Source organism: Teredinibacter waterburyi (assembly GCF_001922985.1).
In the GTDB taxonomy this organism is placed as follows: Bacteria; Pseudomonadota; Gammaproteobacteria; order Pseudomonadales; family Cellvibrionaceae; genus Teredinibacter; species Teredinibacter waterburyi.
The window spans coordinates 154,440-168,952 of the sequence record NZ_MRUH01000019.1 but is presented as its reverse complement, the minus strand read 5'-3'; the positions used below and the strand labels follow the sequence as shown (position 1 = coordinate 168,952).

10 protein-coding genes and 5 tRNA genes are annotated in these 14,513 nt (G+C 48.4%); all 15 read left to right on the top strand.

Annotated features, from left to right (window positions below):
• Positions 1-56 precede the first annotated feature (56 nt).
• The 15 genes from IDZ20_RS16290 (at position 57) to rpsL (ending at position 14,450) form a co-directional block, all read left to right on the top strand.
• Positions 57-869: an SPOR domain-containing protein gene (locus IDZ20_RS16290; protein WP_245792057.1), complete on the top strand. Its 813-nt coding sequence runs from the start codon at positions 57-59 to the stop codon at positions 867-869.
• A 146-nt stretch (positions 870-1,015) separates the two neighbouring features.
• Positions 1,016-1,091 (top strand) — tRNA-Thr (locus IDZ20_RS02355).
• 30 nt (positions 1,092-1,121) lie between these two features.
• Positions 1,122-1,205: transfer RNA gene (locus IDZ20_RS02350), tRNA-Tyr, on the top strand.
• 81 nt (positions 1,206-1,286) lie between these two features.
• Positions 1,287-1,360: transfer RNA gene (locus IDZ20_RS02345), tRNA-Gly, on the top strand.
• A gap of 111 nt (positions 1,361-1,471) precedes the next feature.
• Positions 1,472-1,547: transfer RNA gene (locus tag IDZ20_RS02340), tRNA-Thr, on the top strand.
• A 93-nt stretch (positions 1,548-1,640) separates the two neighbouring features.
• Positions 1,641-1,716: transfer RNA gene (locus IDZ20_RS02335), tRNA-Trp, on the top strand.
• Positions 1,717-1,772: 56 nt separating this feature from the next.
• On the top strand, positions 1,773-2,144 hold the full coding sequence (secE, locus tag IDZ20_RS02330) for a preprotein translocase subunit SecE (RefSeq protein ID WP_188149816.1): 372 nt from the start codon (positions 1,773-1,775) through the stop codon (positions 2,142-2,144).
• Between the two features lie 12 nt (positions 2,145-2,156).
• Positions 2,157-2,690, top strand: coding sequence for a transcription termination/antitermination protein NusG (gene nusG / locus IDZ20_RS02325; protein WP_188149815.1), 534 nt, complete (start codon positions 2,157-2,159; stop codon positions 2,688-2,690).
• A gap of 244 nt (positions 2,691-2,934) precedes the next feature.
• Positions 2,935-3,366, top strand: coding sequence for a 50S ribosomal protein L11 (gene rplK / locus IDZ20_RS02320; protein WP_188149814.1), 432 nt, complete (start codon positions 2,935-2,937; stop codon positions 3,364-3,366).
• A 1-nt stretch (position 3,367) separates the two neighbouring features.
• Positions 3,368-4,063 (top strand): 50S ribosomal protein L1, encoded by a 696-nt coding sequence (rplA, locus tag IDZ20_RS02315; RefSeq protein ID WP_188149813.1) that lies wholly within the window; start codon positions 3,368-3,370, stop codon positions 4,061-4,063.
• Between the two features lie 273 nt (positions 4,064-4,336).
• Positions 4,337-4,831: a 50S ribosomal protein L10 gene (gene rplJ, locus IDZ20_RS02310; protein ID WP_188149812.1), complete on the top strand. Its 495-nt coding sequence runs from the start codon at positions 4,337-4,339 to the stop codon at positions 4,829-4,831.
• Positions 4,832-4,897: 66 nt separating this feature from the next.
• On the top strand, positions 4,898-5,266 hold the full coding sequence (gene rplL, locus IDZ20_RS02305; protein WP_188149811.1) for a 50S ribosomal protein L7/L12: 369 nt from the start codon (positions 4,898-4,900) through the stop codon (positions 5,264-5,266).
• 223 nt (positions 5,267-5,489) lie between these two features.
• On the top strand, positions 5,490-9,575 hold the full coding sequence (gene rpoB / locus IDZ20_RS02300; RefSeq protein ID WP_188149810.1) for a DNA-directed RNA polymerase subunit beta: 4,086 nt from the start codon (positions 5,490-5,492) through the stop codon (positions 9,573-9,575).
• Between the two features lie 76 nt (positions 9,576-9,651).
• Positions 9,652-13,878, top strand: coding sequence for a DNA-directed RNA polymerase subunit beta' (gene rpoC, locus IDZ20_RS02295; RefSeq protein ID WP_188149809.1), 4,227 nt, complete (start codon positions 9,652-9,654; stop codon positions 13,876-13,878).
• 197 nt (positions 13,879-14,075) lie between these two features.
• Positions 14,076-14,450, top strand: a complete 375-nt coding sequence (gene rpsL, locus IDZ20_RS02290; protein WP_188149808.1) for a 30S ribosomal protein S12 — start codon at positions 14,076-14,078, stop codon at positions 14,448-14,450.
• The last annotated feature ends 63 nt before the right edge of the window (positions 14,451-14,513 follow it).

Here is a 14,513-nt window from a genome sequence, read left to right as displayed (position 1 = left end):
TTAAGCTGCCTTTTTATAGTCAGCGGCAATAATAATGATAGGGATCGTAGAAAGCTATGCGCTGGATCTTTTTTTCACTGCTAATACTAAATATTGTGGCGCTCGCTTGGGGTTTTGTGGTTCGAAGCTCTAGTGTTGGCGATGTTGGTCTGCAGCCAGAGAATTCTAGTTCGACCAATTCAGGAGCAATATCAAGCTTGCCGTTTAAGGGGGCCGCTGCGCTGGTTTTGTTAGGGGAGGCTGTTGGGGATGATCTTCCTGACCGCAATCCGATAAGAGGTGTGCGCCCCTCAGTCACGAGCCTGGAGGATTCGGGTTTGGGCGAATCAGAGGTTGCCGCACCAGAATCTGATACCCCGCAAGGCGCTACTATCCCCATGCGAGACGGTAAGCCCTTATGTGAAATGGTGGGTGCTTTTGCTGGGCGGGATGCCGCAGAGGGGTTTGTAGAGCGGCTAGCGGCTACATATGAGATCGATAGTGCCGTCCATGAGCTGGAGTTACCCGCGGGTTCACGCTATCAGGTTTATTTGGTGCCAGAGGATTCCTACCGCTCAGCTTTGCGACGCCTTTCCGAATTGCAGGCAAAAAAGGTTGATAGCTATATCATTCCGTCAGGTGAGTTTGAGAACGGCATTTCGCTCGGAATGTTTAGTCAGGAGAAACTCGCGAAACAGCATGTGGCAGATATGAAGGCTATTGGTCTGTCCCCTCGGCTAAAAGTAATTGAGCGTACCTACTGGGAGATTTGGGTCATGTTAAATCCCGGAGAAGGTGGAAAAATGACCAATTTAGCGTGGGAAAGAGTACTTGAAGGGTTAGATTTACTCGAGAGACGACAAAATTTCTGTTTAGATGTTGCTTCGTAGGACAACATTCACTAGAATCCCGCCTCCACATTAAGGGAGCGACCTAAAACGCGTTTTCGAGATGAGGTGTAAGGCTTGATTGGAAATTGAGCCGCCATTAAGCGAAAGCTTTCTGGATTGCCATGGAGGCAGAGAAGTAATGTAGAGCTGGTGTAGCTCAGTTGGTAGAGCAGCTGACTTGTAATCAGCCGGTCGAGGGTTCAACTCCTTTCACCAGCTCCATTTTTCAGGCCTTAAATGCCCAAGTTTTTCGCAGGGGTTCCCGAGTGGCCAAAGGGATCAGACTGTAAATCTGACGCGCAAGCTTCGGTGGTTCGAATCCACCCCCCTGCACCATTTTGTTGTAAGTTAGTCTTGCTGTTGTTTGGCGAGCTGGGCGCCTTGAGGTGCTTTGTACGAGTTAAGTATAGTTTAAAAGCGGGCATAGTTTAGTGGTAGAACCTCAGCCTTCCAAGCTGATGATGCGGGTTCGATTCCCGCTGCCCGCTCCAAGTTTTAAGCTAGTGTTTGTGTGTGAATGTTTGCTGTGTTTTAGCGAATGTTTGACGGATCAAGTGAGCTAGGTGAGGCTATGTGCCGCAGCAGTGGCTCGGAAGTTTGATGCTCATATAGCTCAGTTGGTAGAGCACACCCTTGGTAAGGGTGAGGTCACCGGTTCAACTCCGGTTATGAGCTCCAGTTTGGTAACTCTCTGGAGTATGGGCGCGAAAGCGTCAATATAAAAAGGTTGGCTTTTGTTGCCGGCCTTTTTGTGTATCTAAAGCGTTCAACAGGCCAGTAGTTCAATTGGTAGAGCGTCGGTCTCCAAAACCGAAAGTTGGGGGTTCGAGTCCCTCCTGGCCTGCCATATAAAAAACAACTCGCGTACGAAGCGGGTATAGATAGTGATTATTGAGTGGCGCAATGAGTACAAAAACTGAAGAAATAGAATTTCGCCTTGACGGCCTGAAGTGGTTGGTCGTAGCGGCTCTAGTTTTGGGTGGTGCAGTCGCAAACTCCTACTATGCGGATCAGTTTGAATTGATCATTCGTGTTTTGGTGATGGTAGTGATTGGAGTTGCGGCTGTATTTGTTGCCGTCAACACCGAGAAGGGTCATTCGTTTTGGGAGCTGATGAAAGCAGCTCAGGTTGAGGTGCGCAAAGTTGTGTGGCCCAATCGTCAAGAAACAACCCAGACCACTCTCATTGTTGTTGCCGTGGTAATCGTTACCGGTGCGGTACTTTGGGGGTTGGATACGGGCTTGGGATATTTGGCATCCCTCATCATAGGTTAGAGGTTCGGCTTCATGGCAAAGCGCTGGTACGTGGTACACGCCTACTCAGGATACGAAAAGAAAGTGGCGATCGCTTTGAAAGAGCGAATCGAGCTTCATAGCATGCAGGACAGCTTTGGCGATGTTTTGGTGCCAACTGAAGAAGTTGTGGAAATGCGCGGCGGGCAGAAGCGAAAGTCTGAGCGTAAGTTTTTTCCTGGGTACGTTTTGGTGCAGATGGAGCTGAATGATGACGCTTGGCACCTTGTAAAAGAAACCCCTCGCGTGATGGGCTTTATTGGTGGGAAAGCAGATAAGCCTGCCCCAATTTCCGATAAAGAGGCAGATTTAATTCTGCAGCGTGTAGACGACTCGGTTGATAAACCAAAACCTAAGACTCTATTTGAGCCGGGTGAAATGGTTCGAGTTACTGATGGCCCCTTTAACGACTTTAATGGTGTTGTTGAAGAGGTTAACTACGAGAAGAGCCGGTTGCAGGTCGCTGTGCTTATTTTCGGGCGTTCCACTCCTGTGGAGTTGGAATTTGGGCAGGTAGAAAAAACCTGATTAGGTGTTTAAAACTCTGGTTCGGCTGCTCATTTAAATGTGGTTGATTGGGGTGGTTTTGCAGCCGTAGTGGCGGCGAGCAAAAGAATTTTTTTGGTGGCTCTCTTCCGTCATATCGGGGGAGGGCTTTTCGCGTCTTATTGTAAGGGGTCGATTTGATCTCTTTTGTAAGGCTGGGGAGCCAGTGAAGGACGGTATGCCACTGTCTGGAGGCGCTATTACCCATAATTGGGAGTAAATCATCATGGCAAAGAAAGTTGACGCTTATATTAAGCTGCAAGTAAAAGCCGGTCAGGCAAATCCAAGTCCCCCCGTTGGTCCAGCTCTGGGTCAAAAGGGTGTGAATATCATGGAGTTTTGTAAGGCGTTTAACGCGCAAACTCAGGGTTTAGAGCCTGGCTCCCCCGTTCCTGTTGTGATTTCAGTCTATTCTGATCGCAGCTTTACTTTCACCATGAAAACTCCACCCGCTTCCTTCTTGTTAAAGAAGGCTGCTGGTATTAAGAGTGGTAGTGGTCGACCAAATACTCAGAAAGTTGGCAAGATTAATCGTGCTCAGCTTGAAGAGATTGCTACCGCTAAAGCGCCGGATTTGACTGCGTCAGATATGGATGCGGCGGTTCGCACTATCGCAGGCTCTGCGCGTGCGATGGGTCTTGAAGTGGAGGGTGTGTAACGTGGCTAAATTATCTAAGCGCAAAAAACTGATTAATGAAAAAGTTGATACAGCTAAAGCATACGGTATTGAAGAAGCTGTTGCTCTACTGAAAGAATTGTCTACCGTGAAGTTCAGTGAAACCGTTGATGCGGCTATTAACTTGGGTATTGACCCACGTAAATCTGACCAGGCAGTGCGCGGAGCAACTAGCTTGCCGCACGGTACGGGTAACGATGTTCGTGTTGCTGTTTTTAGTCAAGGCGCTGCAGCTGAGGCGGCTAAAGAAGCGGGCGCAGAATTTGTTGGTATGGAAGATCTTGCCGAGCAGATCAAAGGCGGCATGATGGACTTTGACGTGGTTATTGCTGACCCAGCGGCTATGCGTGTTGTTGGTATGCTTGGTCAGGTGCTTGGTCCGCGCGGACTAATGCCAAACCCAAAAACTGGCACCGTAACACCAGATGTTGCTACTGCTGTTAAAAATGCTAAAGCTGGTCAGGTGCGATTCCGCGCAGATAAAGGCGGCATTATTCATGGCGGTATTGGTAAGGTTGCGTTCGACTCGGCTGCGATCAAAGCTAACTTGGAGGCGCTAATTGCCGACCTGAAGAAAGCTAAGCCAGCAACAGCGAAAGGTGTTTACCTAAAGAAGATTTCCCTGAGCACCACTATGGGCCCAGGTATAACGATTGATCAATCTACTCTGGAAGTTTAATTCCAGTAGGTTGAAACCCGAACTTTGGGGTCTGAAACGTCGCTGCAAATAACAAGTCGTTATCGAGCCAGTGTCTTTCAGGCCGTCAAAGACCGTAGGTGAGTGGCACTTATTATTAAGTCTACTTTTAATGGATGCGCAAGCTGAAGCCTACGCAGACGGTGGCCCAATTCAGTTTTTCGCTGGATTTGATACACCGAAAAGAGCGACTCCAGTTTTATGGGGTCGATTTGTTAACGATTAGCTTAGCTAATCAAATCCAGGAGTAATATCGTGGCATTAGGACTCGAAGGCAAAAAAGCGATTGTCGCTGAGGTCCATGAAGCTGCTAAAAACGCTCTGTCAGCTGTTGTTGCTGATGCTCGCGGTGTAACCGTGAGCAACATGACAGCGCTGCGTAAAGAAGCCCGTGAAAATGGCGTATGGATTCGTGTCGTACGTAATACATTGGCTCGTCGCGCAGTAGAGGGTACCGACTATACGTGTCTTAATGATGCGTTTGTAGGTCCAACTTTAATCGCGTTTTCTAACGAACATCCAGGCGCCGGTGCGCGTATCCTGCGTGATTTCGCTAAGACAAACGACAAGTTGGAACTTAAGTTGGCCGCTTTCGAAGGCAGTTTGGTTGATGTTGGTCTGTTGGCAAGTCTGCCAACTTACGACGAAGCAATCGCCAAGTTGATGAGTGTTATGAAAGAAGCAGCTGCGGGCAAATTGGTACGCACTATTGCGGCCATTCGCGACCAGAAAGAGCAGGCAGCAGCATAACCTTTTTGGTTTTCTGTTGAGTTAAACAATTTAGAGCGAAAGCTCACATAATTTAGGAATTGAGTCATGTCTCTGACTAAAGAAGATATCATCAATGCAATCGCTGAAATGTCAGTAACCGACGTTGTCGAACTGATCTCAGCTATGGAAGAAAAGTTCGGTGTATCTGCCGCTGCCGCTGTAGCTGTAGCTGCTGGTGACGCTGGTGCTGCTGCAGAAGAAAAAACTGATTTCGACGTAGTTTTGACCTCTGTTGGCGAGAAGAAAGTTAACGTGATTAAGGCTGTTCGTGCAATCACTGGTCTTGGCTTGAAAGAAGCTAAAGAGTTGGTTGACGGCGCTCCAAGCACGATTAAAGAAGGCGCTCCTAAGGCTGACGCTGAAGAAGCTAAGAAGCAACTTGAAGAAGCTGGCGCATCTGTCGAGCTTAAGTAAGTTGTTGTTTGAAGATGCTCGATTCGAGGTCTTCGAAGAGAACAAGGTCAGTGGGTTTTGCCCACTGGCCTTTTCCCGTTTGCGGTCGACGCATGATCGAAGTACATCTGCAGTCTTTTTGTTGATGGGCGTTTAAGTAAAACACGGTACTAGAACAATCAAGGCCAACCAGGTCTTGCGTGATTGCGATTTATGCACTCCGTGAACAAGCTGAGGAACACTAATGGCTTACTCATATACTGAGAAAAAACGTATCCGTAAGGATTTTGGAAAACTGCCAGACGTCATGGATGTCCCCTACCTGCTGGCAATTCAATTAGATTCCTATAGAAAATTCACCCAGTCAGACAAGCTCGACGATGACCGAATTGATATCGGTTTGCAGGCAGCTTTTAAGTCTGTGTTTCCGATAGTGAGCTACTCGGGCAATGCTGCCCTTGAGTATGTTAGCTATGCCCTTGGCAAGCCTGTATTTGATGTGAGCGAATGTGTGTTGCGCGGTGCAACCTACGCTGTACCTTTACGGGTTAAAGTTCGCCTGATCATTTATGATCGCGAGTCGTCTAGCAAGGCGATTAAAGATATTAAAGAACAAGAAGTCTACATGGGTGAAATCCCATTGATGACTGATAACGGTACGTTCGTTATTAACGGGACTGAGCGAGTAATCGTTTCCCAGCTACACCGTTCGCCGGGTGTGTTTTTCGAGCACGATAAAGGTAAGACTCACTCCTCCGGTAAACTGCTTTATTCCGCACGAATTATTCCTTATCGCGGTTCATGGTTGGATTTCGAATTCGATCCTAAAGATCATGTATTTGTACGTATAGACCGTCGCCGTAAGCTTCCTGCGACCATTCTGTTGCGAGCGCTGGGCTATTCCTCAGAAGAAATGCTCGATATGTTTTTCGAGTCGTCGAAATATAAAATTGCAGCTGATGGCACCATCAAGTTGGAGCTTGTTCCTGCGCGCCTGCGTGGTGATGTTACGACGTTCGAAATTAAAGACAAAAAAGGCAATCTTATTGTTGAAGAGGGGCGTCGAATTACTGCTCGCCATATTCGACAAATGGAGAAAGCTAATGTGTCCGAGCTCGATGTTCCTGTTGAGTATATGGTTGGTCGCGCGCTGGCCAAAAATATCATCGACACGAACACGGGTGAGTTGTTGTTCGAGTGCAACACCGAAATTACTGACGAAGTTATGGCGGACCTCTTAAAGGCCGGCGTAACGGAATTCGAAACTCTTTATACCAACGATTTAGATTGTGGTCCGTTTGTCGCTGATACTTTGCGCAATGACCCGGCAAAAACTGAACTGGAAGCATTGGTAGAAATCTACCGTATGATGCGTCCGGGGGAGCCACCAACGAAAGAGTCGGCTGAAGGCCTGTTTCAGAACTTGTTTTTTAGTTCTGAACGCTATGACTTGTCCGCTGTTGGTCGAATGAAGTTTAACCGTCGCCTAGATCTTGAAGACGAGACGGGTGAAGGCACCTTGTCTCGTGAAGATATTGTCGAAGTAATGAAAACTTTGATTAATATTCGTAACGGTCAGGGAACTGTCGATGATATCGATCACCTTGGTAACCGTCGTGTTCGTTCTGTTGGCGAGATGGCCGAAAACCAGTTCCGCGTAGGTTTGGTTCGGGTCGAGCGTGCAGTTAAAGAGCGCTTGTCGATGGCTGAAAGTGAAGGCTTGATGCCGCAGGATTTGATTAATGCTAAGCCTGTAGCCGCTGCCGTTAAAGAGTTTTTCGGTTCCAGTCAGCTATCGCAGTTTATGGATCAGAACAACCCGCTTTCGGAAGTGACCCACAAGCGTCGTGTATCGGCTTTAGGCCCTGGTGGTCTGACTCGTGAGCGTGCTGGCTTTGAAGTACGTGACGTGCATCCGACTCACTACGGTCGTGTTTGCCCAATCGAAACGCCTGAAGGTCCGAACATTGGTCTGATAAATTCATTGGCAACCTATGCGCGCACTAATAGCTATGGTTTCCTCGAAAGTCCGCACCGCAAAGTTGTCGACGGCAAAGTTACAGATGATATTGAATATCTATCCGCGATCAACGAAGCGCAATACGTTATTGCTCAAGCGTCTGCCGAGACTAACAAAAAAGGTGAGCTGATCGAAGAACTCGTGTCAGTGCGCTATCAAAACGAATTTAACCTGAAAGCGCCTAGCGACGTTCAGTATATGGATGTATCGCCACGACAGGTTGTTTCTGTTGCCGCGTCATTGATTCCATTCCTTGAGCACGATGATGCAAACCGAGCCCTAATGGGGTCGAACATGCAGCGTCAGGCCGTACCAACGCTAAAGGCTGAGAAGCCTGTGGTAGGTACCGGTATGGAGCGCAACGTAGCGCGCGACTCCGGTGTTTGCGTTGTTGCAAAACGCGGTGGCGAAATCGAAAGTGTTGATGCGGCTCGCATTGTTGTTCGAGTGCACAACGATGAAGTTGCCACTGGTGACGCGGGTGTGGATATTTATAACCTCACTAAGTACACCCGATCTAACCAGAATACTTGTATTAATCAGCGTCCAATCGTACGTACAGGCGAGTCTGTTTCTCGTGGCGATATTCTAGCCGACGGCCCATCTGTGGACCTTGGTGAGCTAGCTTTAGGGCAGAATATGCGTATCGCATTTATGCCTTGGAACGGCTACAACTTCGAGGATTCCATCTTGGTGTCCGAGCGTGTTGTACAAGAAGATCGTTTTACCACGATTCACATCCAAGAATTGACCTGTATTGCACGTGATACCAAGTTAGGCAGCGAAGAAATTACAGCTGATATTCCTAACGTGGGCGAAGGTGCATTGTCGAAGCTGGACGAATCAGGGATCGTTTATGTTGGTGCCGAAGTGGGTGCTGGCGATATTCTGGTAGGCAAGGTTACGCCAAAGGGCGAAACCCAGCTGACACCGGAAGAAAAACTGTTACGTGCCATCTTTGGTGAGAAGGCATCTGATGTTAAAGATACTTCCTTGCGCGTTCCTTCAAGTGTGAAGGGTACGGTAATTGATGTTCAGGTATTTACCCGCGATGGCCTTGAAAAAGATCAGCGTTCACTGGATATCGAAAAGGCACAGTTGAATAAGGTTCGTAAGGATCTAAACGAAGAGTATCGTATTGTTGAAGGTGCAACCTTTGAGCGTTTACGTGCAGCGTTAGTCGGCCAGAATGCCTCTAATGGTAAGGGTGTTAAGCGCGGTGTCGCGGTAACAGACGAAAACTTGGATTCATTGGAAAAAGAAGACTGGTTTAAGATCCGCATGGAAGACGATGCGCTCAACGAGCAGATAGATGCCGCTGAAGTGCAGCTAGCCGAGCGTCGCAAACAGTTAGATGAGCGTTTTGAAGATAAGAAACGCAAGGTATCTACTGGCGATGATCTGGCTCCGGGCGTATTGAAAATCGTTAAAGTTTATCTTGCGATCAAACGTCGTATTCAGCCTGGTGACAAGATGGCTGGTCGTCACGGTAACAAAGGTGTTATCTCCGTGATTATGCCGGTTGAAGATATGCCTCACGATGCAAATGGTGAAGCTGTCGATATCGTATTGAACCCGCTAGGTGTTCCGTCGCGAATGAACGTTGGTCAGATTCTTGAGACTCACCTAGGTCTAGCGTCGAAAGGTCTTGGTCGTAAGATCGACGAGATGTTGAAGCAGCAAAAAGCTGTTACCGACTTGCGTAAGCTTTTGGATGAGATCTACAACCAGATCGGCGATTCCTACAAGAAGGAAGAGTTAGACAGCTTCAGTGATAGTGAAATACTTGAACTGGCTGACAACCTTCGTGAAGGTGTGCCTATGGCGACCCGTGCATTTGACGGTGCCAAGGAAGTAGAGATCAAGCAGTTGCTGCGTTTAGCTGATCTACCAGATTCAGGGCAGATGACCTTGTTTGATGGTCGTACCGGCGATTCCTTCCAGCGTCCTGTGACCGTAGGTTACATGTACATGTTGAAGCTTAACCACTTGGTTGACGACAAGATGCACGCACGTTCCACGGGTTCCTACAGCTTGGTTACGCAGCAGCCATTGGGCGGTAAAGCTCAATTCGGTGGCCAGCGTTTCGGAGAGATGGAAGTGTGGGCTCTGGAAGCATACGGTGCAGCTTATACCCTGCAAGAGATGCTTACTGTTAAGTCGGACGATGTAAATGGTCGTACCAAAATGTATAAAAACATTGTGGATGGCGACCATCGTATGGAACCGGGAATGCCAGAATCCTTTAACGTACTTGTTAAAGAAATTCGCTCTCTCGGTATCAACATCGAACTGGAAGAAGACTCCTAATATTCGCATAAACGGTGGTGGGCGCCACCGTATGGTACGCGCCCACTGTGCATAAGCACCCACTGGAGGAAAAGTTTTGAAAGACCTACTTAATTTGTTGAAAAATCAGGGTACCACCGACGAGTTCGATGGAATTCGTATTGGTTTGGCATCTCCTGAGATGATTCGGTCGTGGTCGTTTGGCGAAGTTAGAAAGCCGGAGACAATTAACTACCGTACCTTCAAGCCTGAGCGCGAAGGTTTGTTCTGCGCCAAAATTTTTGGCCCAGTAAAAGATTACGAATGCTTGTGCGGAAAATACAAGCGCATGAAACATCGCGGTATTATCTGTGAGAAGTGTGGCGTTGAAGTTACCTTGGCCAAGGTTCGTCGTGAGCGTATGGGCCATATCGAGTTGGCTTGCCCTGTTGCACACATCTGGTTCTTAAAGTCGCTTCCTAGTCGTATTGGTTTGTTGCTCGACATGACCTTGCGCAGTATTGAGCGCGTCCTTTATTTTGAATCATTTGTTGTTACCGAGCCCGGTATGACAAACCTCGAACGCGGTCAGTTATTGACTGACGAGCAGTATTTCGAGGCGATGGAAGAGTTTGGTGACGAGTTTGATGCCAAGATGGGTGCCGAAGCTATTCAGCGTCTAATTATGGATATGGATCTGGAATCCGAAGCGGAGCATATTCGCGAAGAAATTCCAACCACCAACTCTGAAACTAAAATTAAAAAGCTTTCTAAGCGCCTGAAACTTTTGGAAGCTTTCATCCAGTCTGGCAACAAGCCTCAGTGGATGGTGATGGAAGCGTTACCGGTACTCCCGCCTGATTTGCGTCCATTAGTACCTTTGGATGGTGGTCGTTTCGCAACGTCGGATCTTAATGATCTCTACCGTCGCGTTATTAACCGCAACAACCGTTTAAAGCGTTTGCTCGATTTGAACGCGCCGGACATTATTGTTCGTAACGAAAAGCGCATGCTGCAAGAAGCGGTAGACGCTCTGTTAGACAACGGTCGTCGCGGTCGCGCTATCACCGGTTCAAACAAGCGTCCACTGAAGTCTTTGGCCGATATGATCAAAGGTAAGCAGGGCCGTTTCCGTCAGAACCTACTGGGTAAGCGCGTTGACTATTCTGGTCGTTCGGTAATTGTAACCGGCCCAACTTTACGCCTGCATCAGTGCGGTCTACCAAAGAAAATGGCTTTAGAACTATTTAAGCCGTTTATTTTTAGCAAGCTTGAGTTGCGTGGTCTTGCGACTACCATCAAAGCCGCTAAGAAAATGGTCGAGCGTGAAGAGCCGGTCGTTTGGGATATTCTTGATGATGTGATTCGCGAGCATCCAGTTCTATTGAACCGGGCACCGACTCTTCACCGTCTAGGTATTCAAGCGTTTGAGCCCGTATTGATTGAAGGTAAAGCGATTCAGTTGCACCCATTGGTTTGTGCGGCTTATAACGCCGACTTCGATGGTGATCAGATGGCGGTACACGTACCGCTAACGATTGAAGCGCAGCTAGAAGCGCGCGCATTGATGATGTCGACCAATAACATTCTTTCGCCAGCCTCAGGTGAGCCAATCATCGTGCCTTCTCAGGACGTTGTTTTGGGCTTGTACTGGATGACACGTGATCGCGTAAATGATCTTGGTGAAGGCATGGTCTTCTCTGATCCGAAAGAAGTGTCGCGCGCATTTTATTCGAAACAAGTAGGCCTGCAGGCTCGAATTAAAGTTCGTATTCGCGACGTTAGAATGCGTGAAGACGGCGAGAAAGAAGTTACTACGTCAATCGTCGATACATCTGTCGGCCGTGTGTTGTTGTGGGAAATTGTTCCAGAGGGAATCCCCTTTGAAATGGTTAACCGCGCGATGGTGAAAAAGGCTATCTCCGGTATTATCAACTTCTGTTATCGGATCGTTGGCCTAAAAGCCACGGTTATTTTTGCCGATCAGTTGATGTACATGGGGTATGACTTCAGTACTAAGTCCGGATCATCTATTGGTGTGAACGACTTTGCTATCCCCGATGCCAAAGCCGGCATCATCGATAGTGCTGAAGAAGAAGTAAAAGAAATTGAAAGCCAGTTTGCTTCCGGTTTGGTTACTCAAGGTGAGAAGTACAACAAGGTTATCGACATCTGGTCACGCGCCAACGACTTGGTTGCCAAATCCATGATGGAAGGTATTTCGAAAGAGGCGGTTATCAACCGCGACGGCGAAGAAGAGCAGCAAGCATCCTATAATTCGGTATTTATGTATGCCGACTCTGGTGCTCGTGGTTCTCCCGCTCAGATCCGTCAGCTTGCCGGTATGCGTGGTTTGATGGCGCGTCCAGACGGTTCGATTATTGAAACCCCGATTACCGCAAACTTCCGTGAAGGTTTGAACGTACTTCAGTACTTTATTTCGACTCACGGAGCGCGTAAAGGTCTGGCGGATACAGCCCTGAAAACGGCTAACTCTGGTTACCTAACGCGTCGTTTGGTTGACGTTGCTCAGGACGTTGTTATCACCTCCGTTGACTGTGGTACCGATGAAGGTCTCACCATGTCACCGGTAATTGAAGGTGGTGACATCATTGAATCCTTGGGTGATCGAATCCTTGGACGAGTTGTTGCACGCGACGTTATGCGTCCAGGCAGTGATGAGATTCTAATCCCCGCCGGTACCATGATCGATGAGAAGTGGGTTGAGCGTGTCGAGCTAATGGGTATCGATGAAGTGGCTGTTCGCTCAGCGATTTCATGTGAATCCCGTTTCGGTATCTGTGCGCAGTGTTACGGTCGCGACTTGGCTCGAGGTCATCGCGCCAATATCGGCGAAGCTGTCGGTGTTATCGCTGCACAGTCTATTGGTGAGCCGGGTACTCAGCTAACCATGCGTACCTTCCACATTGGTGGTGCCGCTAGCCGAGCTTCGGCAGCAGACAGTATTCAGGTTAAGCAGGATGGTGTTGTACGTCTTCACAACATTAAAGTTGTAACGCGTAAGAGCGGCGAGCTAGTGGCGGTATCTCGCTCTGGTGAGTTGGCCGTTGCCGATATGGCCGGCCGTGAGCGCGAACGTTACAAAGTTCCTTACGGTGCAGCTATTACAGTTAAAGACGGCGAAGAAGTTAAAGGCGGCAGTATTGTTGCCAAATGGGATCCGCACACGCACCCCATTATTACTGAAGTTGCTGGTCGAGTTGCTCTAACCGGTATGGAAGAAGGTCTGTCTGTTCGCAAGCAGACGGATGAGCTGACAGGCTTGTCGAATACCGAAATTCTCGATCCAGGTGAACGTCCAGCTGCAGGTAAAGACCTGAAGCCAGGCGTAACCCTGCTGGATGAAAAAGGTAATGAATTGACCTTGGCGAACTCCAAGCAGCCAGCTCACTACATGCTTCCAGGCAAAGCCATCATGACGTCTCTAGCGGACGGCGATATGGTTGGTGTCGGTGACATTATTGCGCGTATTCCGCAAGAGAGTTCAAAGACTCGCGATATTACCGGTGGTTTGCCACGCGTTGCCGACCTGTTTGAGGCTCGACGCCCTAAAGAGCCATCTATCTTGGCTGAGATCTCCGGTACCGTTTCGTTTGGTAAAGAAACCAAAGGTAAGCGTCGCCTAGTGATCACCCCTGCTAACGGTGAGTTGCTGGCTGACGGCTCCACCCACTATGAAGTGTTGATCCCTAAACATCGTCATTTGACAGTGTTCGAAGGTGAGACAGTTGCAAAGGGTGAAATCGTATCTGATGGTCCTAGCAACCCACATGACATTTTGCGCTTACAAGGCGTTGTTATGTTGGCGCGTTATATCGTGAATGAAATTCAAGAGGTATACCGCTTACAGGGTGTAAAAATCAACGATAAGCACATCGAAGTTATTGTTCGTCAGATGCTGCGTAAAGTTGAGATTGGCAGCATGGGCGATTCTGATTTTGTTAAAGGCGAGCAGGTTGAGTTCAACGCTGTGCTGGAAGCGAATGAAAAACTACGTGCCGATAGTCGCCAGCCGGCGAACTACGAACGTCAATTACTCGGTATCACCAAGGCTTCGTTGGCGACTGAATCGTTTATCTCTGCGGCTTCGTTCCAAGAGACTACGCGCGTCCTAACTGAAGCTGCTGTAACCGGAAAGTTGGACAACCTGCGCGGCTTGAAGGAAAACGTTGTCGTTGGGCGTTTGATTCCAGCCGGTACAGGTTTGGCTTACCACAGCGAGCGACGACGACGACGCGAAGAGCAAGCTTCCGGTTCTAGCTCAGATACCGTTAGTGCGGCAGAGATCGAAGCCGCGTTGACTGAAGCATTAAAATCGAGCTAAAAAGCGGTTTTTTTGCGTCAGAATCCGCGATCTTCACTGCTCGCGGTACAAGAAGTTGACGATAGCGGGTGGTGTCATTACAATGCGCCACCCGCTGTTTTCAGTGGGGGGTTATTCATAGCCCCATTCAAGTAAATCGTCCCTGATACACTTGTGTTTCAGAAGGGGACATAAAGTAATAGTTGGAGTTTATTTTCATGGCAACGATCAACCAGTTGGTTCGTAAGCCGAGAAAACGCAAGGTTCAAAAGAGTGACGTACGTGCTTTGGAAGCCTGTCCTCAGCGCCGTGGTGTTTGTACTCGTGTTTATACGACTACACCTAAAAAGCCAAACTCAGCACTTCGTAAAGTATGTCGTGTGCGTTTGACTAACGGTTTTGAGGTTTCTTCCTACATCGGTGGTGAAGGCCACAATTTGCAGGAGCACAGTGTTGTATTGATTCGTGGCGGTCGAGTAAAAGATTTGCCAGGTGTTCGCTACCACACAGTACGCGGTTCTTTGGATACTTCCGGCGTTAACAACCGTAAACAGGCTCGTTCTAAATACGGTACTAAGCGTCCTAAGGCCTAATAGGCCCGGAAAGCGTTTTAAGGTAGAACCAGTAAGGCCGGGCGGATCATTACTCAGCGTCCC

Bases quoted from the DNA above. Each gene is read 5' to 3' on its own strand.
- nusG (WP_188149815.1), top strand. From the start codon at position 2,157: ATGGCAAAGCGCTGGTACGTGGTACACGCCTACTCAGGATACGAAAAG.
- IDZ20_RS16290 (WP_245792057.1), top strand. From the start codon at position 57: ATGCGCTGGATCTTTTTTTCACTGCTAATACTAAATATTGTGGCGCTC.
- rplK (WP_188149814.1), top strand. From the start codon at position 2,935: ATGGCAAAGAAAGTTGACGCTTATATTAAGCTGCAAGTAAAAGCCGGT.
- rpsL (WP_188149808.1), top strand. From the start codon at position 14,076: ATGGCAACGATCAACCAGTTGGTTCGTAAGCCGAGAAAACGCAAGGTT.
- rpoB (WP_188149810.1), top strand. From the start codon at position 5,490: ATGGCTTACTCATATACTGAGAAAAAACGTATCCGTAAGGATTTTGGA.
- rplL (WP_188149811.1), top strand. From the start codon at position 4,898: ATGTCTCTGACTAAAGAAGATATCATCAATGCAATCGCTGAAATGTCA.
- secE (WP_188149816.1), top strand. From the start codon at position 1,773: ATGAGTACAAAAACTGAAGAAATAGAATTTCGCCTTGACGGCCTGAAG.